Raw genomic sequence first — 25696 nt, 5'->3', positions numbered from 1 at the left:
GATGATTAAAGCTACATTCCTCATTGTTCTTCCACTATTTTCAGCATTTACCTATGCAGGGCATAATAAAATGAATCAAGATTCGTTGTGGCAAATGATCAAAGAAATGAAATCAGTGTGGGGTAAACAAGTTGAGGATGTCAGTAAACTGTTTAACCAACCGCTGATTAATAATACACAGGAGAAAGAAGACCGTTATACTTCAGCTCCCTTTACGTTAACTGATGGCACACGGATCAGCGATGTGGATGTTCGTTTATGGGGAAATGGCGATAACAGCGTATCTTTGGTTTCTTTCGTAATTAATCATCCATGTATTACTCTTGAACAAGTCAAATCTCATTTTCCAGATCTGAAATTGTCTAATATCCCTCGCGGAAACACGCCGGGACAATCAGTTGGATATCGCACTCCTACCGATGAACGCGGGCTGGCATGGGCATTTAGCTTTCCAGTTCTGAATCAGGAATGCCTGAGCAGGGTAGTTATGTCACGCTACGAACATTAAGTTGCGAGGCAACTTTACGGGCTGTGAAAGAAGATAATTATCAAACGGCCAATAATATCGCTGCCCCTAAAGTTTTTGCGGAAAAAAAAGAAAGTGCTAACGTTGTAATGATCTTGTCCCTCTGAGTCGCTAAGCAGTAATTAATATTGGCTGTATAAACTTTAGCGCTTTTAATCTTATTTTTCTAATATCATCCCGAGTTCACTTATGAAATACACCCTCCAGGAAGGTTCGTTTTCCCTTTTTCCTGCCGCCTGGCAGGATAACAGCATGAACATCATTCGTGATGACGAGAGCGGATTATCCGTGGTGGTCAGCCGCGGCGTTATCCCGGATGGCAGCAATTACGAACAAGAGTTTCACCGCCAGTGGGATGTGCTGCGTTCTCAGATGGGTGAGATCGCCCAGAGCGAATTTCAGCACGTAAAAGCCGGGCCTGACGGAAAAATTAACGGGCTGGAAGTTGAGACCACCTTTGACCGTAACGGCCAGCGCCTGTGGCAAAAACAGCTTGCCGTGCAGACACCGGACAAACCGGTACTGATGATTTTTACCCTCTCGGCCTTAAAAGCCTTTACGGAAGAGGACGAGGCGCGCTGGAGCGCACTGAAGCAAAGTCTGACGCTAAACGACAACCGGAATGTGTAAGGCATGAGCGATAACAACGCGGCCCGTAAGGGCGACGAGATTATTCACTCCAGCATTTTTGCTGATATAACCAGCATTGTGGCGGAAGGTGCCGCCTATGCGGTGATTGGCGCGGCTGTGGGGGCAGCAGCTACCGTGGCGGCGCCACTGCTGGGAGCCGGGGCGGCAGCCGCAGGCGTGGCGGCGATCGGATCCAGCTGTCTGCTGAGCGGCATTATTGGGGGTGTCCTGGCGAACGTTGCGGGGATCACCGACGATATCAGCAACGCCGCTGAAGGGCTGGGCAACGCGCTTTTCCCGCCGTCGCCTGCGGGTAAGATCACTACCGGTTCCAGCAACGTTCTTACCAATGCGATCCCCGCTGCACGCGCAGCCGGGACCTTGACGCCTGCCGATACTCCTTCCCCTGAGCCGCAGTCTCCGGGCAGCTTTGCCGACTACGCGGGCATGCTGCTTGCCGCTGCCGGACAGTTCGGCAGCGAAATGTGGCAGCCGAGCGTGGCCTCTGCCGCTGCCGGGACCTCGCCGCTGGAAGAAGACAAGGTGGCGTGCGAGAAACACTCCGGGCCGCAGTATCTGGCGGAAGGCTCCAAAAGCGTCTTTATCAACGGGCAGCCCGCGGTGCGTGCGAAAGATCGCACCACCTGCGAAGGCACCGTTTCCGACGACGTCTCCCCGAACGTGATCATCGGCGGCGACACCCTCACGGTTCGCGATATTAAAAGCGGCAAAACGCCGGGCCTGGCGCTGGGGATGATTGCGCTCTCCCTACTGCGCGGGCGTCCGGGCAAGATCCTGAAAAACATGCCCTGCGCGCTGGCTGCTGCCGGTGGCGGGATGCTGGCCGATATGGCCGTCAACGCCGTGTTCGGCTCCTCGCACCCGGTTCACGCCGCTACCGGTGTGAAGGTGCTGAATGACGACGACGAACTCGATTTCTCGCTGCCGGGGCGCTTCCCGCTGCGCTGGCAGCGCAGCTACAACAGCCTGACCACCCGCGAAGGGCTGTTTGGTCTGGGCTGGGCGACCACCTTTGACAGCTATCTGACGCTGGAAGAAAACAACGCCACCTGGTTCGATGAAACCGGGCGCGAGCTGAGCTTTGAACTGCCGCCGGTCGACCGCGCGTTTTACAGCATCAGCGAAGGCATTATCATCCGCCGCAATGAGAGCGGCGACGTGGCGATTGCCGACGATGACGGCGCGGTGTGGCGTCTGTATAAACCAACCCGGGCGAACTCCTCAATCCTGCGCCTGGCCTCCCTCAGCGACGAATACGGCAACGCACTGCTGACGGCGTGGGATGAACACGGGCGGCTGGTCGGTCTGCACGATGAGCCGCGGGCGATCGACGTCACTCTGCGTTATGAAAATGAACGTTTCCCGCAGCGCGTTACCTCGGCGAGCCATTTTGACGGCAACCAGACATGGCCGCTGATGCAGTGGGGGTATGACGCGCGCGGCCAGCTGGCCAGCGCAACGGATGCCTCCGGCGTGGTTACCCGTGAATACCGTTATAACGATGATGGCCTGATGGTCTGGCACCGTCTGCCGGGCGGTCTGGAGAGTGAATACCGCTGGCAAAAATTTGACCACTGGCGCGTGGTGGAAAACCGCACCAGCACCGGCGACGGCTGTCGCTTTAGCTATGATCTAGCCGTCGGGCTGACGACCGTCGATCACTACGACGGCCAGACGCGAAAGCATTACTGGAACGCGCAAAACCTGATTGTTCGCTACGTTGACGAGCGCGGTGAGAACTGGCGCTACGAGTGGGATGACAACGAACTCCTCACGCGCCGCATCGATCCGCTCGGTAATGCCGTTACCTTCGTCTATGACGACATGGGTAACCGGGTGCAGGAGATCGACGCCGACGGCAATACCCGCACCACCACCTGGCTGGAGCACCGTGCGCTTCCGGCCTCCATCATCGAAGCCGACGGTAGCGCCACCCGTTTCCTGTATGACGAACATCACGGGCTGAAGTGCGTGGTGGATCCGATGGGGCAGACCACGCTGCTTCGTCGGGACGAGTTTGGTCAGGTCGTGGAAGAAGTTGATGCCGCCGGCAACAGCCGCTACCAGGAGTACAACGAGGCCGGGCAGATGGTGCGTGTTACGGACTGTTCGGGCCGTGTGACACAATACCGTTATCATCCGCTGGGCTGGCTGGTGGCTGAGATAAGCGCCGACGGCGAAGAGACGCGTTACCGCTACGACGCCGCAGGGCGTCCGGTACAACTCGATCGCCCGGAAGGCTGGACGGAATCTCTCAAATGGAACGAACGTGGCCTGCCGGTGAAACATGCGGGCGCCGACGGGAAAGAGAGCGAGTTCAGATACGACGAGGCAGGGCGCTTAACCGCCACCCGTAATACGCAGGGTGAAGAGGTGCGTCGCCGCTGGGACAGCCGCGGGCGTCTGATTGCCCTGGAAAACGAAAACGGCGAAGCGTACCAGTTCCGCTGGGGTGCGGACTCGCTGCTGCTGGAAGAGGTGGGGCTGGATGGCGTGGCCTCGCAGTATCGCTACGACGCCTGTGGGCGTACGATAGCGCGCACCTTTGCCGCCGGACATCCGGAGGCCATTACCCATGCCTTTGCCTGGAGCGCGAGCGGCCAGCTGGTCGCCCGCACCACGCCGGAAGGGCAGACCCGCTACCACTACACCCCGTCCGGCCTTCTGAGCCGGATTGGGCTGCATCCCGCGCTTTCAGCCGATGCCTGGAGCGCCGAAGCCGAGCAGGAGCTTGTGTTTGAGTATGACGCGCTTGGACGCGTCACGCGCGAAACGGGCGAACACGGCGAGCTGGCGTGGGAGTATGACGCCCTCGGTAACCGCACCTCCGTCACGCTGCCCGATGGCCGGGAGCTGAAACAATTCTATTACGGTAGCGGGCATCTGCTCAGCATTGCCCTTGATAAGCTGTCGGTCTCCGACTTTACCCGCGACGAACTCCATCGTGAAACCAGCCGTACGCAGGGGCTGCTGACCACCCGCAGCGAATACGACCGCCTTGGCCGACTGCATCGCCGGGACGTTTTTACCGGCAATGCCCAGCGCCCGTCGCCGCGCCGCTGGTCCCGCCGCTGGGATTACGACTATCGCAATAATCTTGTCCGCGAAGAGCGGGACGATAACCCGTTCAGCTGGTACCGCTGGCAGTACGACAGTGCAGGGCGCCTGCTCGTTCAGGACGGCACGCTGCCCGGCCAGGAGCAGTGGCGCTGGGATGCGGCCGGTAACCCGCTTGAGGGGGCTGCTGAGAAAGTCACGCACAACCGTCTGACGCAGCTCAACGGCATTCGCTGGCGCTATGACGTCCACGGACGCACCGTGGAGAAAGATAACGGCCAGACCCGCTGGCACTACCGCTACGACGGCGAGCACCGCCTGACGGAGGTCATCAGCCAGCCGCGGGACCGCAACAGACCGCAGACGCAGGTCAGCTTCCGCTATGACCCACTCGGACGACGCATCAGCAAAACGCGTCGCCAGATGCTGGGCGGCCAGCCAACCGGTAAGCCTGTCACCACGCGGTTTGTCTGGGAAGGGTTCCGCCTGTTGCAGGAAGTGCACGGGGATGAGCCGCTGACCTACGTCTACAGCGATCAGGACAGCTACGATCCGCTGGCACGTATTGACGGGGTTGATGCCCCGGAGATCTTCTGGTTCCACTGTCAGCCCAACGGTACGCCGGAGCGGATGACGGATATTGAAGGGCAGGTGCGCTGGGAAGGGGTCAACAGCGCCTGGGGAAAACTGCTGCGGGAAAGCGAGACGCAGATATCAGGATATTCCCAGAACCTGCGCATGCAGGGGCAATACCTGGACCGCGAGACAGGGCTGCACTACAATCTGTTCCGGTATTACGACCCGGACTGCGGACGGTTTACGCAGCAGGACCCGATAGGGCTGGCGGGGGGGATAAATCTTTACCAGTATGCGCCGAATGCGCTGGGATGGGTGGATCCGTGGGGGTTAAGCCGTGAGTGTAGTGGTAAAACGAAACCTGATTTCTATATCGGTCCAGCGGGGCCAAGCGCTACAATGCCTTCAACTGCTTATCGTTATGTTCGATATTTGAATGACGATGGCAGTTTAGATAAATGGGTTCCTGGTCTTCTCGAAACAAAAAAAGCGCCCGTAACGTATTTTGGATTCGAAAAATTTGAAACGGGTAAAGCTACTCGTGATGCGTTTCAGATAAAAGGTCCCGATAAAGTTGATCCGAAGTTACCAGCGGATGTCTCTTGGAGTGATGCAAGGATTAGAGGAACGTTTGATACATTGCAACTTTATGAAAATGGTACTCCTCAAGTGAGGCATCCAAGAATGTTTGGAGATAAAATTGGTGCACCATTAGAACAATTTACGCATGCTTATCCGCAATACGGAAAGGGGGGCGTAGAACAAATGCATGCAGACAAACGGACAATTACTTTCGACAAAATTGATATTCTTCCGGAGGAATAATGAATTACGATTCATATGATGAAGTACTCGATTATCTCAAAGTTTTTTTCAACGAAAGAGTGGATTCATCAATTTATTTAGAAAAACTAATGACTTTGATTGAAGGTTCTCGCTCTGAAAAAACCGTGACTATAAGAATTATTTATGAAACGTACATGCAGTATGTAAAAGAAAATAGAGATAACATTAAAGTTATCTCTGGAGAAAAAGAAATGTGGATTGATTTATTGCACCATTGGCAATAAGGATTCATTGTCATGTAGATTAGATTGAAATGGTTATAATGGTGTGGCGTAATGCAATAAATGATGCAGGTGCATTTTATTTGCGTAGTGGAAAATGCAGTGTGAGCCTTGCCTATAACACCTGTAATCTGTACGCGGAAATGCTTCTTTATATGGATGCCATCATGTTGTAGTTGATTTAGTTACAATCTCGTGTTCGGCATTCAAAAGTAGAACAGGGCAACATGATTGAATTAAATTTTAAACCGATCACAGGTGAATAAATATTGATGGTCTGCCTTTGAAAATTTATACTGAAGAAGGCTTTTGTAAGTGTGATTTATACCACGAATTAGTAAAGCAGAGAGCTATAAAGAAAACCATACCAAATCACTACCTTGTTGACTCAGTAGCGTTTTTTGAAAGAGAATTTCAAGTTACTATACGCCCTGTGTGCTATGGTTTTCCTTTTATGCTTCATCTTGTTGATAAAAACAGTCAATACTATAAATCATTAAATGATTGGAATGCACGAACTAATATTCACATGCTAAATGAATCAGTGAAAAGCCTGTCTGATTGGCTGAAAGAATCACTAAACCTGGACACGCCTGATACCACGAAAACAGACATCATTAGGTGGAACTTTGAGTGGGGGCGGGTTTCAGTCGTATATGAGACAAAGTCATTTAATCATGGGGTATATATAGTTTTGAATATAACGTAGTCACTTCCAGACAAGGTGGTTTAGATATGTCAGCAAATGAAACTTGATGTTCATACTGGATTTGTAGCAATTAACGACTTCCCCCTCGAATAAAAGATGTTGATACTTTTAAAAATTCCGCATTTTACAAGTGCTTCTCGCCGTTGACTACAGTAGGTCCTTTTTATTTCGCTATCGATAATATTAAATGGAAAGATCAAGTTTTCATTTTGGAACTGAGGCCTTCAGTATTTTCTTTTTTCTCCATTAATATTCCTTACCAGTAAAGATGGAAGTTTTTATAAAACTCTAACGGATTGGGATAAAAGGGCTAGTCTTAGTAATTTGTCGGATGAGCAGCAGCGTTTGATATCATAGGTTCAGAATGAAATAACCTCAAGCCCTAAGCTCAAAATTAACAAACCCCCATATGGATTTCAATGGGATCATGATTGGGGTAGAATTATTGTACAATCTAATGAAAAAAGCTTCGATTGTGGTATTTATATCTAATGGAATGTTTGATTATATAATGTAATTGATTAATAAAAGCCTTCATTTTTCTCTCACCTGACTTTTCTATTAATTCAATTAAAGGTTTGAAATGAAAATAATTAATAGACTGAAAATGAAGTTATTAGTCCTTGATGGCATTGACAATGATTTCATAGAGTATGGAAAGGAAATAGCATGCCCTAAATGCGAAGGAGTAATAGTCTATTTCATAGTAAACTCATATGAGTTTGACACGCTCCCTGTAGATCCCTGTAGAGGTAAAATGCTTTTTGGTTAAGAAAATGAGAGGCGTGAAGCTTGTTAGTGAATATAAGAAATATAGCTACGATAAAAGCCAATTAGATGTTTCGAAAAACATTTGTTCAAAGTGTTTGAAAGAGTTTTCTGCTGTATTATCGTATAAAGAAGTGCAGCCAGCCCGATATCGGGTATATCTTGTGGGGCTTTTTGAAGGTGATTTGAAACAGATCAAACTTTAAAAGTTGAGGTTATCCTGTGATTAAAAATCTCAATTTCATCAAAGAAAATGTCCTGCTTCAATGGACGTGTGGCGAAAGTAACATACTGGTTAGTATGCCATTTTTAGACTATGCAATGGTCGACTCAACACGCCAGTTAGTCTTTGCGTTAAGCGAACCAAAGCCATTACCGACCGTTTTGACTATCTTCAATGCGCAGGGCGAAAAACTATTTTGGTCTGCACCTCCTGAAGGTGCGATTTTCTATTACTTAACATTCAACCTGTCAAAGGAAGTGGTTGTGGTCTGTAGCTATGCGGAAAAGCAAAACGGCTGGCATGAGTGGTTTTATTCCTGGGATATGAAGCGTAATGCTTTTTCTCAATTGGGCCCAGCGTATTAACATCAAAAGCGCCAAAAAACGATAACAATAACCGGTAGCAAAAGGGGCTGCATAAGCAGTTCTAACAACAGGTTTAAAACAGAGCTAAGAGGCAAAGGATGAGTACGGTTTACATTGTCATATTGACCTATATCTAACCCCTTGAAGGGGTTGACTCAGCGATACCTGCTCATGTGGAGTGGCTAAAAAAGGGGTATGCAGAGGGGATTTTCCTGGCGACCGAAAGAAGGATCCTAAGAAACGGTGGAGTCATACTCGCTAAGTGTGAAAGTCTTGCCTCACTTCAAACCGATTATGCGAGGATTCTTTTCAGAGGTTAAAGCTTGCGACTGTTGAGATCATTCCTTTTGAACCCAGCATAAAAATAGAACTATTAGAGAATGTGTTTTAACCCCGTAAAAAATCCACGCCAAAGCGTGGATTTTCTTCATTCAAAACAAATCAAACATTAAACAGGAAGTTCATCACATAGCCATCTTTAACGATGTAATCTTTCCCTTTCGCACGCATCTTGCCTGATTCTTTCTCGCCTTGCTCACCATGTTCTCAATAAGCTGTCGATCTCCAATTTAACCCGCGACGAACTCCATCGTGAGACCAGCCGCACTCAGGGGCTGCTGACCACCCGCAGCGAATACGACCGCCTTGGTCCCGCCGCTGGGATTACGACTACCGCAATAATCTTGTCCGCGAAGAGCGGGACGATAACCCGTTCAGCTGGTACCGCTGGCAGTACGACAGCGCAGGGCGCCTGCTCGTTCAGGACGGCACGCTGCCTGGTCAGGAGCAGTGGCGCTGGGATGCGGCCGGTAACCCGCTTGAGGGGGCTGCTGAGAAAGTCACGCACAACCGTCTGACGCAGCTCAACGGCATTCGCTGGCGTTATGACATCCATGGCCGCACCGTTGAGAAGGATAATGGCCAGACCCGCTGGCACTACCGCTACGACGGCGAGCACCGCCTGACGGAGGTCATCAGCCAGCCGCGGGACCGCAACAGACCGCAGACGCAGGTCAGCTTCCGCTATGACCCACTCGGACGACGCATCAGCAAAACGCGTCGCCAGATGCTGGGCGGCCAGCCAACCGGTAAGCCTGTCACCACGCGGTTTGTCTGGGAAGGGTTCCGGCTGTTGCAGGAAGTGCACGGGGATGTGCCGCTGACCTACGTCTACAGCGATCAGGACAGCTACGATCCGCTGGCGCGTATCGACGGCGTTGATGCCCCGGAAATCTTCTGGTTCCACTGCCAGCCCAACGGCACGCCGGAGCGGATGACGGATATCGAAGGGCAGGTGCGCTGGGAAGGCGTGAACAGCGCCTGGGGCAAGCTGCTGCGGGAAAGCGAGACGCAGGTATCAGGATATTCCCAGAACCTGCGTATGCAGGGGCAATACCTGGACCGTGAGACAGGGCTGCACTACAATCTGTTCCGGTATTACGACCCAGACTGCGGACGGTTTACGCAGCAGGACCCGATAGGGCTGGCGGGGGGGATAAACCTTTACCAGTATGCGCCGAATGCGCTGGGGTGGGTGGATCCGTGGGGGTTGTCGCCTTGTAAGCCCGATAAACATCTACCTGATGCGGAACCTGGGCAATATAATTACAGGGGTATACATAAAGACCATCCCGAATGGGAAAATGCACTTAATGGTAAGGTAATTCCTGGGGATGTTCATTCATCAATAACTCCGGAGCAACATAACTTCGGAGGGGTATCCAGCATCAGCCCCTATACTTCGTGGACAGATAGTCCAGATGTAGCTAGAGGCTTCGCAGGGCCTGATGGGGTCATATTGAGAGTCAAAGTTGGTGCTCCTAAGCCTGGCGATTCTTGGTCGTGGGAGTATTCTTTTGATGAATGGATGGAACGCGAAATCTTACTTAAAGGAATTCGAAGTGGCGATGTGGAGGTATTCCTACCATGATAAATGATAAACTTATTGAGTATGAACGAGAAAAAATACCGGATGAGTTTCGTTCTTATCTAAATGAAAAGAATAATCTTCAATGTGCATCATTTATAAGTAGTACTCAAAATGAATTGAGAATAATGAAAGCGCATAAAGAAAATACTAAATTTACAGGGTTGAAAGTTAATGGTCTTGATGATTTAATCATTGTCCTTGAAAATTTTGAAAAGGAAAATGTATTCGTAATTAATATCCGAAGTAAGTTGTACTCGTTCAAGATTTATTCAGATGAAAATAATAATACTTTACTGGGTGTTATTATCCTTAAACTTAAAAAGAAAACTGCAGAGGAAATTCGATTTGGCCGAGAAATACTTGGTATTACGACACCACCCCCTGATATAGAAGATGATTAGTCAGTTTTAATTTTGATTGCATACAATTTCCCCGGCGTGTGCATGCATAGCACTCTGGCATGTATTTGTGCTCGCGTTCATCTTTGAATTATCTATCCAATTAAAACATCACCTCTATTCATTATATCTATAATTAATTCTGACTTGTTGCGTTTTAATTAAGGTTTTGATGAAAAATGAAAATAACTAATCAGCTGAAGAGGAAGTTATTGGTCCTGGATGGTATAGATAATGACTTTATAAATTATGGCGCAGAAATAGCATGCCCTGAATGCGAAGGCGTAATAGTCTATTCCATAGTAAACTCATATGAGTTTGACACGCTCTCTGAAGAGGTAAAATGCTTTTTGGTTAAGAAAATGAGATGCGTGAAGCTTGTTAGTGAATATAATAAATATAACTACGATGAAAGCCAATTAGACGCTTCGAAAAACATTTGTTCAAAGTGTTTGAAAGAGTTTTCTGCTGTATTAACGTATAAAGAAGTGCAGCCAGCCCGATATCGGGTATATCTTGTGGGGCTTTTTGAAGGTGATTTGAAACAGATCAAACTTTAAAAGTTGAGGTTTACCAATGATTGAAAATCTCATTTGTATTAAAGAAAATGACCTGCTTCAATGGGCGTGTGGTGAAAGTAACATACTGGTTAGTATGCCATTTTTAGACTATGCACTGGTCGACTCAACACGTCAGTTAGTCTTTGCGTTAAGCGAGCCAAAGCCACTATCAACCGTTTTGACCATCTTCAATCCGCAGGGCGAAAAACTATTTTGGTCAGCACCTCCTGAAGGCGCAGCTTTCTGTTACTTAACTTTCAACCTGTCAAAGCAAGTGGTTGTGGTCTGTAGCTATGCGGAAAAGGAAAACGGCTGGCATGACTGGTTTTATTCCTGGGATATGAAGCATAATGCTTTGTCTCAATTGGGCCCTGCGTATTAACATCAAAAGCGCCAAAAAACGATAACAATTGATCCTACCCACGTAATGTGGACACGGCCCTAAGCGAGGTTCTGGTTTTCAAATTGTTCGGGACTGAGTCCGCCACAGGCACTGTGTCGGCGCCACCGATTGTAATCACACTCGATATAATTAAACACCGTCATCCGCATGATTTCCCGGCTGATAAGGCGTTCCCCGTGGATACATTCCACCTTCAGCGAGTGGAAGAAGCTTTCCGCGCAGGCATTGTCGTAACAACATCCTTTGGCACTCATGCTACCGTGCAGATTATGCCGCTTCAGTAACGCCAGATAGTCTGCCGAACAGTACTGCCCGCCTCTGTCCGTATGCACGATGACATTTTCCGGGCGCTTACGTCGCCAGAGTGCCATCTGTAGCGCATCGCAGGCCAGCTGCGCTGTCATCCGCGACGACATCGACCAGCCGATGACAGCACGGGACCACAGGTCAATGACCACCGCCAGGTACAACCAGCCTTCGTCCGTGCGCAAGTACGTGATGTCACCCGCCCACTTCTGATTCGGGCCACTCGCGTAAAAATCCTGTTTCAGCAGATTTTCAGACACCGGCAGGCCATGTTCGCGGTATCGGACCGGGCTGAACTTCCGGGCCGCTTTTGCGCGAAGCCCCTGACGCCGCAGGCTGGCGGCAATGGTTTTGACGTTGTACTCAGGCAGTTCGTCAGCGAGACGAGGCGCACCATAACGCTGTTTTGCCTCAGTGAATGCCTGACGGACAGCAGTATCACAGACGAGCCGGAACTGCTGACGTGGTGTTATCTGCTGACGACGCAGACGCCACGCATACCAGCCGCTACGGGCGACCCGCAGTACCCGGCATATGGCTTTGACGCTGAACTCAGCCCGATGTTTTTCAATAAAGACATACTTCATTTCAGGCGCTTCGCGAAGTATGTCGCGGCCTTTTGGAGAATGGCCAGCTCCTCTGCCTGTTCCGCCAGTTGGCGCTTAAGACGGGCAATTTCAACGGACATTTCCTGCTCACGTTCGGAAGAGCTGCGGGCATTGTTAATCTTACTGCGCCATGCGTAGAGCTGGGATTCGTACAGGCTGAGTTCCCGGGCAGCGGCAGCAACACCGATACGTTCCGCAAGCTTCAGGGCTTCGTTGCGGAATTCAGGCGTGTACTGTTTGCGGGGCTTCTTACTGGTTGATGCTGGTTTTGTCATGAGTCACCTCTGGTTAAGAGTTTACTCACTTAGTCGTGTGTCCACTATTCGTGGGTAAGATCAAATAACTGTTGGCAAAAGAGGGACTGTACAGCAGTACCAACAAGCAGTTTAAAAAACAGAGTTAAGAGGCAAAGGATGAGCACGGTTTAGATTGTCATTTTAACCTATATCAAACCACTCGAAGAGATTGACGCAGTGATACCTGCTCATGTGGAGTGGCTTAAAAGGTTATTCAGAGGGGATATTTCTGGCATTGTGTAGACGGAGCCCAAGAACCGGTGGAGTCATACTCGCTAAATGTGAGAGTCTGGTCTCTCTCGAAGAACGCTTGCGTGAGGTTCCTTTTCAGGCATTAAAGCTTGCGACTGCCGACATCATTCTCTTTGAACCCAGTATGAAAACAGAACTATTAGAAAATGTGTTTTAACCCCGCAATAAAAAAACCAATCAAACGTTAATGACCGTCTTGGGCGACTGCATCGCCGGGACGTCTTTACTGGCAACGCCGAGCGCCCGTCGCCGCGCCGCTGGTCCCGCCGCAGGGATTACGACTACCGCAATAATCTGGTGCGGGAAGAGCGGGACGATAACCCGTTCAGCTGGTACCGCTGGCAGTACGACAGCGCCGGGCGCCTGCTCGTTCAGGACGGCACGCTGCCTGGCCAGGAGCAGTGGCGCTGGGATGCAGCCGGTAACCCGCTCGAAGGATCTGCTGAGAAGGTCACGCACAACCGCCTGACGCAGCTGAACGGCATTCGCTGGTGCTATGACATCCATGGCCGCACCGTGGAGAAGGATAACGGCCAGACCCGCTGGCACTACCGCTACGACGGCGAGCACCGCCTGACGGAGGTCATCAGCCAGCCGCGGGACCGCAACAGGCCGCAGACGCAGGTCAGCTTCCGCTATGACCCGCTCGGGCGACGCATCAGCAAAACGCGCCGCCAGATGCTGGGCGGGCAGCCAACCGGCAAGCCGGTCACCACGCGGTTTGTCTGGGAAGGGTTCCGGCTGTTGCAGGAAGTGCACGGGGATGTGCCGCTGACCTACGTCTACAGCGATCAGGACAGCTACGATCCGCTGGCGCGTATCGACGGCGTTGATGCCCCGGAAATCTTCTGGTTCCACTGCCAGCCCAACGGCACGCCGGAGCGGATGACGGATATCGAAGGGCAGGTGCGCTGGGAAGGCGTGAACAGCGCCTGGGGCAAGCTGCTGCGGGAAAGCGAGACGCAGGTATCAGGATATTCCCAGAACCTGCGTATGCAGGGGCAATACCTGGACCGTGAGACAGGGCTGCACTACAATCTGTTCCGGTATTATGACCCGGACTGCGGAAGGTTTACGCAGCAGGACCCGATAGGGCTGGCGGGGGGGATAAACCTTTACCAGTATGCGCCGAACGCGCTGGGGTGGGTGGATCCGTGGGGGTTAAAATGTGGTTTTTCTCAAAAGGATCGTATAACACAAAGATGGGTGGATAGATTAACAGGGAAAAAACCCGCTGATGTTCATAATATTTTGACATCCAAAGGTTGGACGAGAACATATCCACAAGCCAATAAACCAGGAGCTATCCAACATATTCAATATGTCAAAACAACAAAATCAGGTACTACGTACAAATTAGATTATCATCCCGGAGGGACTCCAACTCAACCTAATATTCATGGTAATGATTACTGGAAAGTTTATCGCGAAGTTGATGGTGCTGATGTAGTATATGGGAGAATTGGTCATGGAGAGTTTAAAAATTATGATTTAATAACCGATTCACCTGTTTATGTTGACGGAGTTTTACTTAATGGGGGGGTATAAAATTATTGATTTTAATGCTGATATTTTATCAGGAAGAGCACTAGGTAACGTTTTTTTGGGGGATAATATCAGTAAGTACATAAGCGAGTTATATGCTGGCTATAAGGTAACTTACTTTGATTATTTCTTGCCTGATGATAAGAAAAGGCTTGCATATATTGTAGATGACACAATGACAATCGCTACCCTTGAAGATGGAACGATCATTTCTATTGGTTGTAACGTAAACTATAAGGGGAGGTATAATAAAATATTACAAACAGGCCAAACGATGGGGGAAATAATAGGGTTGACTTACAAACAGCGTATATTTAATGGCTGTATTATTATAAATGACGACTTTGGTTTTTCATTCGAGTTGCCAGCGCCATATGATGAAATTGCAGATAGCATTGCACATGTTCCACTAGATCTTGTTCTTAATGAAATCCGTGTTGCTGATTACTCTGATTGGAACCCACAAAAAATAAAACGCTGAAGTGTGGGTTAGGGTTGATCCCTCGGATTATTTACTTTACATAAAACCCTAGGTAAGCATTCTCTGGAGTCATGACATCCACTGTCGTAAGTAAAATACCCAGCGCCCGTCGCAGCGCCGCTGGGATTACTACTACCGCAATAACTTGGTGCGCGAAGAGCGGGACGATAACCCGTTCAAATGGTACCGCTGGCAGTACGACAGACAGTGCCGGGCGTCTCCTGGTTCAGGACGGCACGCTGGCCGGAGAGGAGCAGGGGGTCTGGGATGCAGCCGCTAACCCGCTCGAAGGTTCTGTTGAGAACATTACGCACAACCGCCTGGCGCAGCTGAATGATATTCGCTGGCGTTATAATACCCATGCTTGCACTGTAGAGAAGGATAACGGCCAAACCCGAGGAACCGCAACAAACCGCAGACGCAGGTCAGCTTCCGCTACGATCCGCTCGGTCGCCGCATCAGTAAAACGCGACGCCAGAAGCTGGGCGGACAGCCAACCGGCAAGCCATCACCACCCGGTGTGTCTGGGAATGACTGCCTACTTGGGGAAGCGCACGGGGATGTGCTGTTCACCTACGTCGACGAAAGTGGTCAGGACAACTACGATTTGCTGGCGCGTGTAGATAGTGTTGATGCTTCATATATCTTCTGGGTCCATTGCCAATCCAACGGCACGGCACAACTTATAACTGATATCTAAAAGCAGTAATTTTGTTGCAGGTTCGAGTATTGGTAATGTTTTTCCATAACAATCATATGGAACAAGAATAAAAGTCTAGGGAATATAATGAGTGATAAGATCATGCAAACAGTAGATCTGCTAATTTCACATAGTCAAATATTGTTACGATCCAGAGACTATGACGAAAAGCTGAGTCAGTGGGGAAAAGGTAATGTTTCTCAAGGCGCTGTTTTACACAAGGATTATGTTGTATTCGATCCATTACCAGAGGACGCATTTGGAGCAAACGTCAATATCAAAATAGATAATGCTTTTAAATTAGATCAAAATGCACAACGCTGCATTGTTGTTCCATTTTTTATTACGGATAAAAGTAAGATCCAGATCGTATCTGCGACAGAGAAATTTGATGTAAGCATTAACGTAACCGGCAAGATTTATTCGCTCTTTTATGAGGTTTGTGAAGGGGACGAGATTTATTATAATTTTACTCTTGTGCCTGAAAAAGAAGCAATCCCTGCTAAGTTTTTATTAGACGACCCTTGGGGAGGGAAAAAATACAATCCTCTAAAAGAGGGTTTTTTTTAAAGTTAATAATAACTAAATCGAATGAAAAAAAATCATACGTTAAACAAGAAGTTCACCACATGAACCTCGTTAACGAAGTAATCTTTCCCTTCCGTACGCATCTTGCCTGCTTCTTTCGCGCCTTGCTCACCCTTGCAGGTGATAAAGTCTTAAAACGCGATAGTCTGCGCACGAATGAAGCCCTTCTCAAAGTCGGTGTGGATCTTACCGGCCGCGTGAGGCGCAGTCGCACCGACAGGGATGATTCACGCGTTCACTTCTTGCACGCCCGCGGTGAAGTAGGTTTGCAGGCTGAGCAGCTAATAGCCCGCGCGGATCACGCAGTTCTGCCCCCGCTCGGCCATGAACTCTTTATGGTCGCCGTCGATGATTTCAGCGATATCGGATTCAACCGCGGCGTAAACCGCTACCTCAGTATGCGCCGAATGCGCTGGGGTGGGTGGATCCGTGGGGGTTGAGCCGTAAATGTAAGGATCCATCTAAAGAAGCTACGAAATGGCAAGGTCAAGGTGATTACAAAGGTATAGATATCTACAAAAATAGGAAACTGAAAAAAGGCACGATTTTGTATGCATTATATCCGAACGGTGATTCTCCTCCATCATATGCGGTGACTTATCCAACCGTTAGGTAAAACAAAGGAAATGCTATAGGCTACCATGAAACGCTTCAAGTTAAAATTGATCTCCATCGTACATTAAGAACGCAAGTAAGAGCTTATTATGTCAGCGAGGATATTGATGTCGCATATGGAAGAGCATTGGCTAAGAACATTAATGGCCGAGAGGGAGGGATGCAATTCTTTATCCCTGAGGAATTTAGAAATCTACTGATACCGGGGAAGGTTATAAGCATATGATTGATTTTGAAATTAACATCGCAGATGGCAAAGTTAAGTTAGATAATAAATATATTTTCATACAACGGGAGGATATGTTTATAGTTTCAGAACTTTACAAATATCTTGAATCAAAAAATAAAATGCAGAGATTAATTCCTTATCATTATACCGTTAATACCGTTCTTTGGTTTGATAAGAAATTTGAGCTTATAATACGCCCATTATGCTTTAGCAATTTTCCATTTATGGTGCAATTAATTTATAAAGAGGGTGAGTATTATCAGGCAATAAGTGATTGGAATAAAGTTTCTAACATTGATATGTTAAACAAAGAAGTTGATTTCTTATACCGTTGGGTATCAAAGGAATATGATCTTGGCGAACCAGATGTAAAAGAAAAACATAGTGTAACATGGCGTTTGGAATGGGGTAATATTACTGTCTGCTATGACATTAAATCATTTAATTGCGGTATCTATATAACATGGAATTAACTATCAAATAAGTATCGCATGTTAACTGTTTTTTGATCTTTTCTTTTTTAATAATTGATACGCATAAACATATCAATGGTGTACCACGTCCACAGGTGGTCTATTCAGTGTAGTTAATGAGGGGTAAATAATTGCACTCGTTCCTCTAGATCTCGTTCTTAATGAAATCCGTGTAGCTGATTCCACAGATTGGAACCTTCGAAAATAAAATGCCCCAGTATGAGTTAGGATTTATACTACGGATTAATACTTGATATAAAAGCCCAGCGCAAGCATTCGCTGGATCTATGACATCTTCTGTTAAACTGTGTAGAGCTCTAACGAGCGTGCCCGCTGCACTGTTGCAACTTTTCAAGTGCATATCTTGAATAAATTAATGGTGGAACATTACAGCTGCTAGGGATAGGACGCAATTACCCTATGATTTTTAACGTGTTTACTCACTCCGGAGTATATAATATGTCAGAAGAAGAGTTACGTCATAATCTTCTTTTTTAATGAATAAATATGTTCCGGAAAATCAATGTTAAGCATTTCATGATTATTTATCAAAGTCAGAAGTGCCAGTGAAAAATATTTTGGTGGAGTTTAATAAAATCAAAATTTTTGATAAAGCAGAGGTGTCTTAATTCGAGGTGTTTTTTCTGATGGAGAATTGAATTGGGACTAATTATTTCTGTTACACTCTTTAAAAAACAGCATTGGAATACTTTTCGTTTTAATTGTGATGGCGAAATATTTTCGTCATTGCTAGAAAAAATAAAATAATATAAAGATTGTGATTGACTTTAATTTGTATATGGTATGGATAGCTTACTACTTTGCCTCACTAAAAAATTACTGGATATAACAATATGTATTTTTCAGAAAGAAAAGATGCTGGAAAAATTCTACATAACTTTTTAAATAATACTTTGAAAAATCAGACTGATGATGACAAGCTAATGGGGCTGGCAATTAACCATGAATCTAGTATTCCTATGAAAGGAATAATTTGTGAATTTGATAAAATGGAGAAAAAAACAACAAAACAAGATTTAGATGATCTTAACACATTGATGCATTTTTATGGTCCGTAATTAGAAATATGAGCTCATTCTTTAATAAGAATATAATTACAGTCTAGCAAATTCATCCGTGGCGGAAAAGATGATGAATTTTATGATTATTCAGATAAAATATTTATTCCAAAATTAAATTGCGAAATTTTTTTCAAAAAATAAAGGCGCCAAACCTCTTTGGAATTTCTAGAGAGATTTGACAAGTAAAGCTTTATATAATCTTTCGGACTTTAAACTACAACCTGTCGAGATGCTCTGAAACTTTCTTATAAACGTAATGAAAATATTTATTAAGAGCGAAGATGATCGCTGACTTCAATTTTCTTAAAGAAAAAGACGTGCTCGAGTGGATGTGCTGCACTAGAAGCGTACGCATAAGTATACCTTGCTAAATCTCGCAATTGTCGACTCAACACGCCAGTTAGTCTTTGCATTAAGCGAACCAAAGTCAATACCAACCGTTTTGACCATCTTCAATGCACATGGCGAAAAACTATTTTGGTCTGCACCTCCTGAAGGCGCGACCTTTTATTACTTAACAGTCAACCTGTCAAAAGAAGTGGTCGTTGTCTGTAGCTAACCAGTAAAAAAAATGGCTGGCATGATTGGTTTTATTCCTATGATATGAAGCGTAACGCATTGTCTCGATCAAGCCCTGCGTATTAATATCAAATGCGCCCAAAAAATGATAACAATAGCTGGTGGCAAAAAGATACTATATAAATAATTCCAACAAGTGGCTTAAAAAGGGGTACGTAAAGGGGATTATCCTGGCCTCCGGAAAACGGATCCCAAGAAACGGCAGTGTCATTCTCGCTAAATGTGAGACTCTTGACATTCTTGAAGAGCGCTTACGCGAGGATCTTTTTCAGGCGTTAAAGCTTGTGACTGCCGATATCATTCCTTTTGAACCCAGAATGAAAACAGAACTCTTAAACAATGTCTTTTAGCCACGCAATAAAAAAATCCACGCCAAAGCGTGGATTTTTTTCACTCAAAACTAATCAGACGTTAAACAGGAAGTTCATCACATCGCCATCTTTAACGATGTAGTCTTTCCCTTCAGCACGCATCTTGCCTGCTTCTTTCGCGCCTTGCTCACCCTTGTAGGTGATAAAGTCTTCAAACGCGATGGTCTGCGCACGAATAAAGCCTTTCTCGAAGTCGGTGTGAATTTTACCAGCCGCCTGAGGCGCAGTTGCACCCACAGGGATGGTCCACGCACGCACTTCTTTTACACCAGCAGTGAAGTAGGTTTGCAGGTTCAGCAGCTCATAGCCCGCGCGGATCACGCGGTTCAGGCCCGGCTCTTCCAGACCCAGTTCGGCCATGAACTCTTCACGGTCGGCATCGTCCAGCTCGGCGATATCAGATTCAACGGCCGCGCAAACCGCTACCACCACAGAACCTTCAGCCGCGGCAATTTCACGTACTTTGTCGAGGTACGGGTTGTTCTCGAAACCGTCTTCGTTAACGTTGGCGATGTACATGGTTGGCTTCAGGGTCAGGAAGCTCAGGTATTTGATCGCCGCTTTGTCTTCTTCAGTCAGGTTTTTCAGCGCGCGCAGCATGCCCGCGTTTTCCAGCTGTGGCAGACATTTTTCCAGGGCAGCCAGTTCCGCTTTCGCGTCTTTGTCGCCGCCTTTGGCTTTCTTCTGCACGCGGTGAATGGCGCGCTCGCAGGTGTCGAGGTCAGAGAGGGCCAGCTCGGTGTTGATGACGTCGATGTCGTCAGCCGGATCCACTTTGTTGTTAACGTGGATAATGTTGTCGTTCTCGAAGCAGCGCACAACGTGGCCGATCGCTTCTGTTTCACGGATGTTGGTCAGGAACTGGTTGCCCAGGCCTTCACCTTTGGATGCGCCTTTTACCAGGCCCGCGATGTCCACGAACTCCATGGTGGTTGGCAGAATGCGCTGCGGCTTCACGATTTCCGCGAGCTGGTCCAGACGCGGATCGGGCATAGGAACAACACCGGTGTTCGGCTCGATGGTACAGAACGGGAAGTTCGCCGCTTCAATACCTGCCTTGGTGAGCGCGTTGAACAGGGTGGATTTGCCCACGTTTGGCAGACCGACGATACCGCATTTGAATCCCATTTCTAAATCACCTTAATATCTTGATAATCAATCCGTTAACGATAACCGATTGAAGAAAAGTAAATAACTACGCCTATTATACACGTAACCCGCACGACGCGCGGTAAAAAAGCCCCATGGCGCCGATTATTGCGCTTTGAAAGCGTGCAGTCGATTGGTGGCTTTCGTCAGGCCGTCCTGAAGCCAAATCTCGGTGCAGCGGGCCGCTTCGTCCACCGCTTCGTCAATCAACTTCTGCTCAGAAACCGGTGGTTTACCCAGTACGAAACCAACAACTTTGTTTTTATCGCCCGGATGGCCGATTCCCACGCGCAAACGGTGGAAATTAGGGTTATTACCCAGTTTGCTGATGATGTCTTTAAGGCCGTTGTGGCCGCCATGACCGCCGCCCAGCTTGAACTTCGCCACGCCTGGTGGCAGATCCAGTTCGTCGTGGGCCACCAGGATCTCATCCGGATTGATGCGATAAAACGTTGCCATAGCCGCCACGGCTTTGCCGCTCAGGTTCATAAAGGTGGTTGGCACCAGCAACCGCACGTCAGCACCCGCAAGATTGATGCGTGAGGTATACCCGTAAAACTTGGGTTCTTCACGCAGGGGAGCGCGCAGACGTTCCGCCAGCAGATCAACATACCAGGCGCCGGCGTTATGGCGGGTAGCGGCATACTCTGCGCCCGGATTGGCGAGGCCGACAATCAGTTTAATCGTCACGATTTACTTCCTAATGGGTTCCAGATCTGGCGCGTAGTTTACTGTCTGGCGCGCCGCTTGACAAAGTTCTGCCTGCTGTACATCGAAATGCGAATAATTTCTTCTTTGAACAATTAGAATTTCAAGCTGTTCAATGTCTTATTTGTAAATTTTTGTCCGGGAGTTATCTGTAAATGTGATCATTCACGCAACTCATATAAGTGGCGTTGTCTATACTTTACACACAAGGAGAAGGGGTTTTTCCCCTGACAACCCAAAGTTCCGGAGGTGACATATGAAACGCAAAAACGCTTCAATGCTCGGTAACGTGCTAATGGGGTTGGGACTGTTCGTGATGGTCGCCGGTGTCGGTTATTCAATTTTAAACCAATTACCGCAGCTTGACCTCCCACAATACTTTGCGCATGGCGCGGTGCTGAGTATCTTCCTCGGTGCGGTATTGTGGCTCGCCGGGGCGCGCGTGAGCGGACATGAGGAAGTCTGCGATAAATACTGGTGGGTGCGCCATTACGATAAACGATGCCGCCGCGACCAGCATAAGCACGGCTAGTGCCCCATAAAGAACACCGAAACGACTTCAGATGAAGTCGTTTTTTTTTGCATGACGCATTGACCCTCACGTAACGTAAGGCTTCAGAGTAGCGACACTGGCAGAACAAAAGGAGCCGTTATGTTGATTCAGGTGGGTGAACTGGCGAAACGCGCAGGGATCACCGTGCGGACTTTGCATCACTACGAGCAAACAGGGCTGTTGTTACCTTCTGCCAGAAGCGCGGCAGGCTACCGGCTTTATAACCTGGCGGATGTGCAACGTCTGCATATGATCCAGACGCTGGCAAAAGCCGGGCTGGAGCTTGCCGAAATCAGGGATTTTCTGGAACAGCGTTCGCTGTCATTAGCGGAATTACTCGACGGGCAAATCACTTTGCTGGACAAGCAACTGCGTAGCATCCATACGCTGCGCAACCGGCTGGTGGAATTGCGTACCGGGCTGACCGACGATGCGACGCCGGATCTGGAATCCTGGCTACAGACTCTGGAGTTAATGAATATGTACGATCGCTGGTTTAGCAAAGAAGAGTTGCAGCAACTGCCGTTTGCGGTAGAGAAAGAGGCGCTGGCGGATATCTGGTCGGGTCTGGTGACGGAGGTTAAACACTTGCTGGAACAGAACGTCAGCGTCACGGACGCGCGGGCGACCGATTTGGCTTCACGGTGGATGGAACGCCTGGAACAGGATACCGCAGGCAAACCGGAATTTTTGACCCGTCTGAACGAAATGCACAGCGGGGAGCCGCAGATGCAGGAGCAAACCGGCATTACGCCGGAGATTACGGATTACATCACGCGGGCGTTTGCCGAATCAAAGCTCAGCATCTGGGAGCAATATCTCACTGCCGAAGAGATGGCCTTTACCCGGGCGCACTACTTTGACCGGATGATGGAATGGCCGCCGCTGGTGGCGAAGCTGCATCAGGCGCAGCGGGATAATCTCAGTCCCGCTTCTGACGATGCGCAAAAGCTGGCAGAAAAGTGGCTGGTTTTATTCCAGTCCTATGCGGGAACAAACCCGCAGACCCAGCAAAAATTTCGTCTCGCCATGCAGCAGGAGCCGCATCTGATGAAAGGCACGTGGATGACGCCTGCCGTGCTTGAATGGCTCCAGCAGGCGATCGGGGTGATGATGCAAAGACGTGTCTCTGCATCAGATGACTCACAGATCCGCTAATGCAGCTTCACGGTTAGGGTAGAAGGACAATCGGCCAGGGATCGGCTGCACGCCCGCGCGCGCCATGGTGCGCAGGGGCTGGAATTCGAGGTTACTGATCCGCAGCTCGCAGCCTTCCGGCAGGCGGGCAACAAAGCGCTGGAAGGCATCCAGACCGCCGGCATCCAACACCGGGACGGCATCCCACTTCAGCACCACAATCCGTTTGCCCGCGATGCGGGACGCCAGATCGCTGAACAAACCTTCCGCCGCGGCGAAGAACAGCGGGCCAATCACGCGCAGCACCAGCACATCGTCAGGCACCTCAACGTTAACCGGAGAGAGACGCGTCATCTGCGCGATGCGGCGCATAAACAGCAGCGAGGCCAGCACTATGCCGACGCTGATAGCGATAACCATATCAAACAGCACGGTCAGCGACATGCAGATCAGCATCACGATAATGTCGTCTTTCGGCGCACGGCGCAGCAGATTCACCACCTTATGCGCCTCACTCATATTCCAGGCCACCATCAACAGCAGCGCAGCCATGGCCGAGAGTGGAAGCCATGAAAGCAGCGGGGCAAGGATCAGCAGCGCCATGATCACCAGCAGGGAGTGAATGACCGCGGAAACCGGTGATGTCGCGCCCGCACGTACGTTCGCGGCGGAACGGGCAATCGCAGCTGTAGCCGTAATACCGCCGAAGAACGGTGCAACGATGTTCCCTAAGCCCTGACCGACTAGTTCGCTGTTGGCTTTGTGCTTTGTGCCGGTCATGCCGTCGAGCACGACGGCGCAGAGCAGGGATTCAATCGCGCCCAGCATTGCCATGGAGAACGCGGCAGGCAGCAGAGCGCGAAGGGAATCCCAGCTCAGGGTGAAGCTGGAGCCCGGCATGTCCCACGGCAGAACCAGCTGCGGCAGCAGCTGCGGAATACCGTTACCCTGTGAGCCATCCGCCAGAACATAGTGGAACTGGGAGCCAATGGTGGCGACCTGTCCACCGAGCAGGTTGACGACGCCCATCACCGCGCAGCCCAGCAGCAGAGCGGGGAGATGCCCCGGGAGACGAATGCCTAAGCGAGGCCAGACGATGAGTGTGCCGAGGGTAACGATGCCAATGGCTGCATCGCCCAGGTTGGCCGTCGGCAACGCCATAAACAGCGCGCCCACTTTCTGTAAGTAGTGCTCCGGAACATGGGCCATTTGCAGGCCGAGGAAATCTTTAATCTGCATGGTCCCGATGGTAATCCCAATCCCCGAGGTGAACCCCAGCGTCACGGAAAGGGGAATATATTCAATCAGGCGACCAAAGCGGGCCAGACCGAACAGAATTAAAAAGATGCCGGACATCAGGGTGGCAACCAGCAGGCCTGCCAGACCAAACTGTTGGGAAACCGGGTAGAGGATCACCACAAAGGCGGCAGTTGGGCCGGAGACGCTGAAGCGGGACCCGCCCGTCAGCGCAATCACAATCCCCGCAACGGCTGAGGTGTACAGCCCGTACTGCGGCGCGACGCCGCTACCAATCGCCAGTGCCATCGCCAGCGGGATGGCAATAATCCCGACGGTGATCCCGGCTATCAGGTCACGAACAAAGCGTGACGACGTGTATTTCTCTTTCCAGCAGGCGTCGATGAGGGCGCGAAAGGGCAGAACATGTGAGGAGGTTACGTTTTTCACAATTATCTATCATCCGTGTGCGCATCATCTGTCATATGAATGGCAGGTGAAGGAGGCATAAGTCATACAAATAAATACTATAAACAAAAAAACCCGCCGTAGCGGGTTTTTTGGCCGTGTTCGATCAGTGTTCGAACATTGCAGAGATCGATTCTTCGTTGCTGATACGACGAATCGCTTCGGCCAGCATCCCGGACAGAGTCAACGTACGCACGTTTGGCAGCGCTTTGATCTCGTCACTCAGTGGAATGGTATCGCATACCACAACTTCGTCGATGACGGAGTTACGCAGGTTGTTTACCGCATTGCCGGAGAAGATCGGGTGAGTCGCGTAAGCGAATACGCGTTTCGCACCACGCTCTTTCAGCGCTTCAGCGGCTTTACACAGCGTACCGCCGGTATCGATCATGTCGTCCACCAACACGCAGTCGCGGCCAGCCACGTCACCGATGATGTGCATCACCTGTGAAACGTTAGCACGCGGACGGCGTTTGTCGATGATCGCCATGTCGGTATCGTTCAGCAGCTTCGCGATAGCACGAGCACGTACCACGCCGCCGATGTCCGGAGAAACCACAATCGGGTTGTCCAGATTCAGTTGCAGCATGTCTTCCAGCAGGATTGGGCTGCCGAAAACGTTATCAACCGGCACGTCGAAGAAGCCCTGGATCTGCTCTGCGTGCAGGTCGACTGTCAGTACGCGGTCAACGCCGACGCTGGAGAGGAAGTCTGCGACAACTTTAGCGGTGATTGGCACACGCGCGGAACGGACGCGACGGTCCTGACGTGCATAGCCAAAGTAAGGAATAACAGCAGTGATACGGCCAGCAGAAGCGCGACGCAGCGCGTCGACCATAACAACCAATTCCATCAGGTTGTCGTTCGTTGGAGCACAGGTGGACTGGATGATGAAAATATCACCACCGCGTACATTTTCGTTAATTTGTACGCTGACTTCGCCGTCGCTAAAGCGACCTACAGCGGCGTCGCCGAGGGAAGTGTACAGGCGGTTGGCAATACGTTGTGCTAGTTCCGGGGTGGCGTTACCAGCAAAAAGCTTCATATCAGGCACGAGAAGAACCTCAGGCATGCGTCCAGTGGTGGA

20 protein-coding genes and 7 pseudogenes are annotated in these 25696 nt (G+C 49.4%); 20 read left to right on the top strand and 7 right to left on the bottom strand.

From position 1 onward, the window contains the following. Window position 1 precedes the first annotated feature (1 nt). The 6 genes and pseudogenes from ACQG11_RS22915 to ACQG11_RS22890 all read left to right on the top strand — a co-directional run bounded on the left by ACQG11_RS22915 (window position 2) and on the right by ACQG11_RS22890 (window position 8333). A complete protein-coding gene (locus ACQG11_RS22915; protein WP_426728869.1) occupies window positions 2–508 on the top strand; it encodes a hypothetical protein in 507 nt (168 codons plus the stop codon). 207 nt (window positions 509–715) lie between these two features. Beyond that, window positions 716–1156: a DcrB-related protein gene (locus tag ACQG11_RS22910; RefSeq protein ID WP_023300307.1), complete on the top strand. Its 441-nt coding sequence runs from the start codon at window positions 716–718 to the stop codon at window positions 1154–1156. A gap of 3 nt (window positions 1157–1159) precedes the next feature. Further along, complete coding sequence (locus ACQG11_RS22905) at window positions 1160–5635, top strand: RHS repeat-associated core domain-containing protein (RefSeq protein WP_426728868.1); 4476 nt, start codon at window positions 1160–1162, stop codon at window positions 5633–5635. After that, window positions 5635–5880: a hypothetical protein gene (locus tag ACQG11_RS22900; protein ID WP_426728867.1), complete on the top strand. Its 246-nt coding sequence runs from the start codon at window positions 5635–5637 to the stop codon at window positions 5878–5880. The genes ACQG11_RS22905 and ACQG11_RS22900 overlap by 1 nt, the downstream gene beginning before the upstream one ends. A 1696-nt stretch (window positions 5881–7576) precedes the next feature. Continuing rightward, complete coding sequence (locus ACQG11_RS22895) at window positions 7577–7942, top strand: hypothetical protein (RefSeq protein WP_426728866.1); 366 nt, start codon at window positions 7577–7579, stop codon at window positions 7940–7942. Window positions 7943–8103: 161 nt separating this feature from the next. Further along, window positions 8104–8333 (top strand): annotated as a pseudogene (locus ACQG11_RS22890) (YciI family protein). A gap of 50 nt (window positions 8334–8383) precedes the next feature. On the opposite strand, the pseudogene ACQG11_RS22885 reads toward ACQG11_RS22890, so the two are convergent. Next, window positions 8384–8482 (bottom strand): annotated as a pseudogene (locus tag ACQG11_RS22885) (DUF933 domain-containing protein); the annotation flags it as partial. A gap of 5 nt (window positions 8483–8487) precedes the next feature. On the opposite strand from ACQG11_RS22885, the pseudogene ACQG11_RS22880 reads away from it, so the two are divergent. The 4 genes and pseudogenes from ACQG11_RS22880 to ACQG11_RS22865 form a co-directional block, all read left to right on the top strand. After that, window positions 8488–9872 (top strand): annotated as a pseudogene (locus ACQG11_RS22880) (RHS repeat domain-containing protein); the annotation flags it as partial. Then, window positions 9869–10273 carry a hypothetical protein gene (locus ACQG11_RS22875; RefSeq protein ID WP_426728865.1) on the top strand — a complete coding sequence of 135 codons (405 nt, stop codon included), beginning with the start codon at window positions 9869–9871 and terminating at the stop codon, window positions 10271–10273. The pseudogene ACQG11_RS22880 and the gene ACQG11_RS22875, both read left to right, overlap by 4 nt. A 176-nt stretch (window positions 10274–10449) precedes the next feature. Beyond that, window positions 10450–10830, top strand: a complete 381-nt coding sequence (locus tag ACQG11_RS22870; RefSeq protein ID WP_023300298.1) for a hypothetical protein — start codon at window positions 10450–10452, stop codon at window positions 10828–10830. Between the two features lie 16 nt (window positions 10831–10846). Beyond that, window positions 10847–11212 (top strand): hypothetical protein, encoded by a 366-nt coding sequence (locus ACQG11_RS22865; protein WP_038416218.1) that lies wholly within the window; start codon window positions 10847–10849, stop codon window positions 11210–11212. Window positions 11213–11271: 59 nt separating this feature from the next. Here ACQG11_RS22865 and ACQG11_RS22860 read toward each other — a convergent pair. Beyond that, window positions 11272–12422 (bottom strand): IS3 family transposase gene (locus ACQG11_RS22860; RefSeq protein WP_087855188.1). Its coding sequence is split into 2 segments (ribosomal slippage): window positions 11272–12164 and window positions 12164–12422, totalling 1152 coding nucleotides; the frame shifts between segments, so codons are not numbered across the junction. Between the two features lie 153 nt (window positions 12423–12575). On the opposite strand from ACQG11_RS22860, the pseudogene ACQG11_RS22855 reads away from it, so the two are divergent. From ACQG11_RS22855 to comJ, 5 genes and pseudogenes are all read left to right on the top strand, one after another. Further along, a pseudogene (locus ACQG11_RS22855) lies at window positions 12576–12852 on the top strand (YciI family protein). Between the two features lie 32 nt (window positions 12853–12884). After that, window positions 12885–13862 (top strand): annotated as a pseudogene (locus ACQG11_RS22850) (RHS repeat domain-containing protein); the annotation flags it as partial. A gap of 367 nt (window positions 13863–14229) precedes the next feature. Further along, a complete protein-coding gene (locus tag ACQG11_RS22845) occupies window positions 14230–14721 on the top strand; it encodes a hypothetical protein (RefSeq protein ID WP_426728864.1) in 492 nt (163 codons plus the stop codon). 71 nt (window positions 14722–14792) lie between these two features. Continuing rightward, complete coding sequence (locus ACQG11_RS22840; RefSeq protein WP_426728863.1) at window positions 14793–15344, top strand: hypothetical protein; 552 nt, start codon at window positions 14793–14795, stop codon at window positions 15342–15344. A gap of 164 nt (window positions 15345–15508) precedes the next feature. Continuing rightward, on the top strand, window positions 15509–15991 hold the full coding sequence (gene comJ / locus ACQG11_RS22835; RefSeq protein ID WP_038416216.1) for a competence protein ComJ: 483 nt from the start codon (window positions 15509–15511) through the stop codon (window positions 15989–15991). A 32-nt stretch (window positions 15992–16023) separates the two neighbouring features. Here the strand turns inward: comJ and ACQG11_RS22830 are convergent. Then, window positions 16024–16401 (bottom strand): annotated as a pseudogene (locus tag ACQG11_RS22830) (DUF933 domain-containing protein); the annotation flags it as partial. Here ACQG11_RS22830 and ACQG11_RS22825 point away from each other — a divergent pair. From ACQG11_RS22825 to ACQG11_RS22815, 3 genes and pseudogenes are all read left to right on the top strand, one after another. Continuing rightward, window positions 16387–16850, top strand: a pseudogene (locus ACQG11_RS22825) (type IV secretion protein Rhs); the annotation flags it as partial. The pseudogenes ACQG11_RS22830 and ACQG11_RS22825 overlap by 15 nt on opposite strands. Further along, window positions 16847–17326, top strand: coding sequence for a hypothetical protein (locus ACQG11_RS22820; RefSeq protein WP_426728862.1), 480 nt, complete (start codon window positions 16847–16849; stop codon window positions 17324–17326). The pseudogene ACQG11_RS22825 and the gene ACQG11_RS22820, both read left to right, overlap by 4 nt. Window positions 17327–18180: 854 nt before the next feature. After that, window positions 18181–18405 carry a hypothetical protein gene (locus ACQG11_RS22815; protein ID WP_426728861.1) on the top strand — a complete coding sequence of 75 codons (225 nt, stop codon included), beginning with the start codon at window positions 18181–18183 and terminating at the stop codon, window positions 18403–18405. Window positions 18406–19391: 986 nt separating this feature from the next. On the opposite strand, the gene ychF is transcribed toward ACQG11_RS22815, so the two are convergent. After that, on the bottom strand, window positions 19392–20486 hold the full coding sequence (gene ychF, locus ACQG11_RS22810) for a redox-regulated ATPase YchF (protein WP_010432886.1): 1095 nt from the start codon (window positions 20484–20486) through the stop codon (window positions 19392–19394). A gap of 126 nt (window positions 20487–20612) precedes the next feature. Beyond that, the gene (gene pth, locus ACQG11_RS22805; RefSeq protein ID WP_006810922.1) at window positions 20613–21197 is read right to left on the bottom strand and encodes an aminoacyl-tRNA hydrolase; all 585 of its coding nucleotides are present in this window, start codon (window positions 21195–21197) and stop codon (window positions 20613–20615) included. A gap of 274 nt (window positions 21198–21471) precedes the next feature. On the opposite strand from pth, the gene ychH reads away from it, so the two are divergent. Beyond that, a complete protein-coding gene (ychH, locus tag ACQG11_RS22800) occupies window positions 21472–21747 on the top strand; it encodes a stress-induced protein YchH (RefSeq protein ID WP_022648382.1) in 276 nt (91 codons plus the stop codon). Window positions 21748–21867: 120 nt separating this feature from the next. Continuing rightward, window positions 21868–22926 (top strand): MerR family transcriptional regulator, encoded by a 1059-nt coding sequence (locus ACQG11_RS22795; protein ID WP_045621913.1) that lies wholly within the window; start codon window positions 21868–21870, stop codon window positions 22924–22926. Here the strand turns inward: ACQG11_RS22795 and dauA are convergent. Beyond that, complete coding sequence (dauA, locus tag ACQG11_RS22790; RefSeq protein ID WP_045308283.1) at window positions 22912–24591, bottom strand: C4-dicarboxylic acid transporter DauA; 1680 nt, start codon at window positions 24589–24591, stop codon at window positions 22912–22914. The two genes, ACQG11_RS22795 and dauA, sit on opposite strands and share 15 nt — an antisense overlap. Window positions 24592–24715: 124 nt before the next feature. Continuing rightward, window positions 24716–25663, bottom strand: a complete 948-nt coding sequence (gene prs, locus ACQG11_RS22785) for a ribose-phosphate diphosphokinase (RefSeq protein WP_003856663.1) — start codon at window positions 25661–25663, stop codon at window positions 24716–24718. Between the last annotated feature and the right edge of the window lie 33 nt (window positions 25664–25696).

The organism is Enterobacter cloacae complex sp. 372C4 (genome assembly GCF_050030615.1).
In the GTDB taxonomy this organism is placed as follows: Bacteria; Pseudomonadota; Gammaproteobacteria; order Enterobacterales; family Enterobacteriaceae; genus Enterobacter; species Enterobacter intestinihominis.
This window is presented reverse-complemented; position numbering and strand designations above follow the sequence as displayed.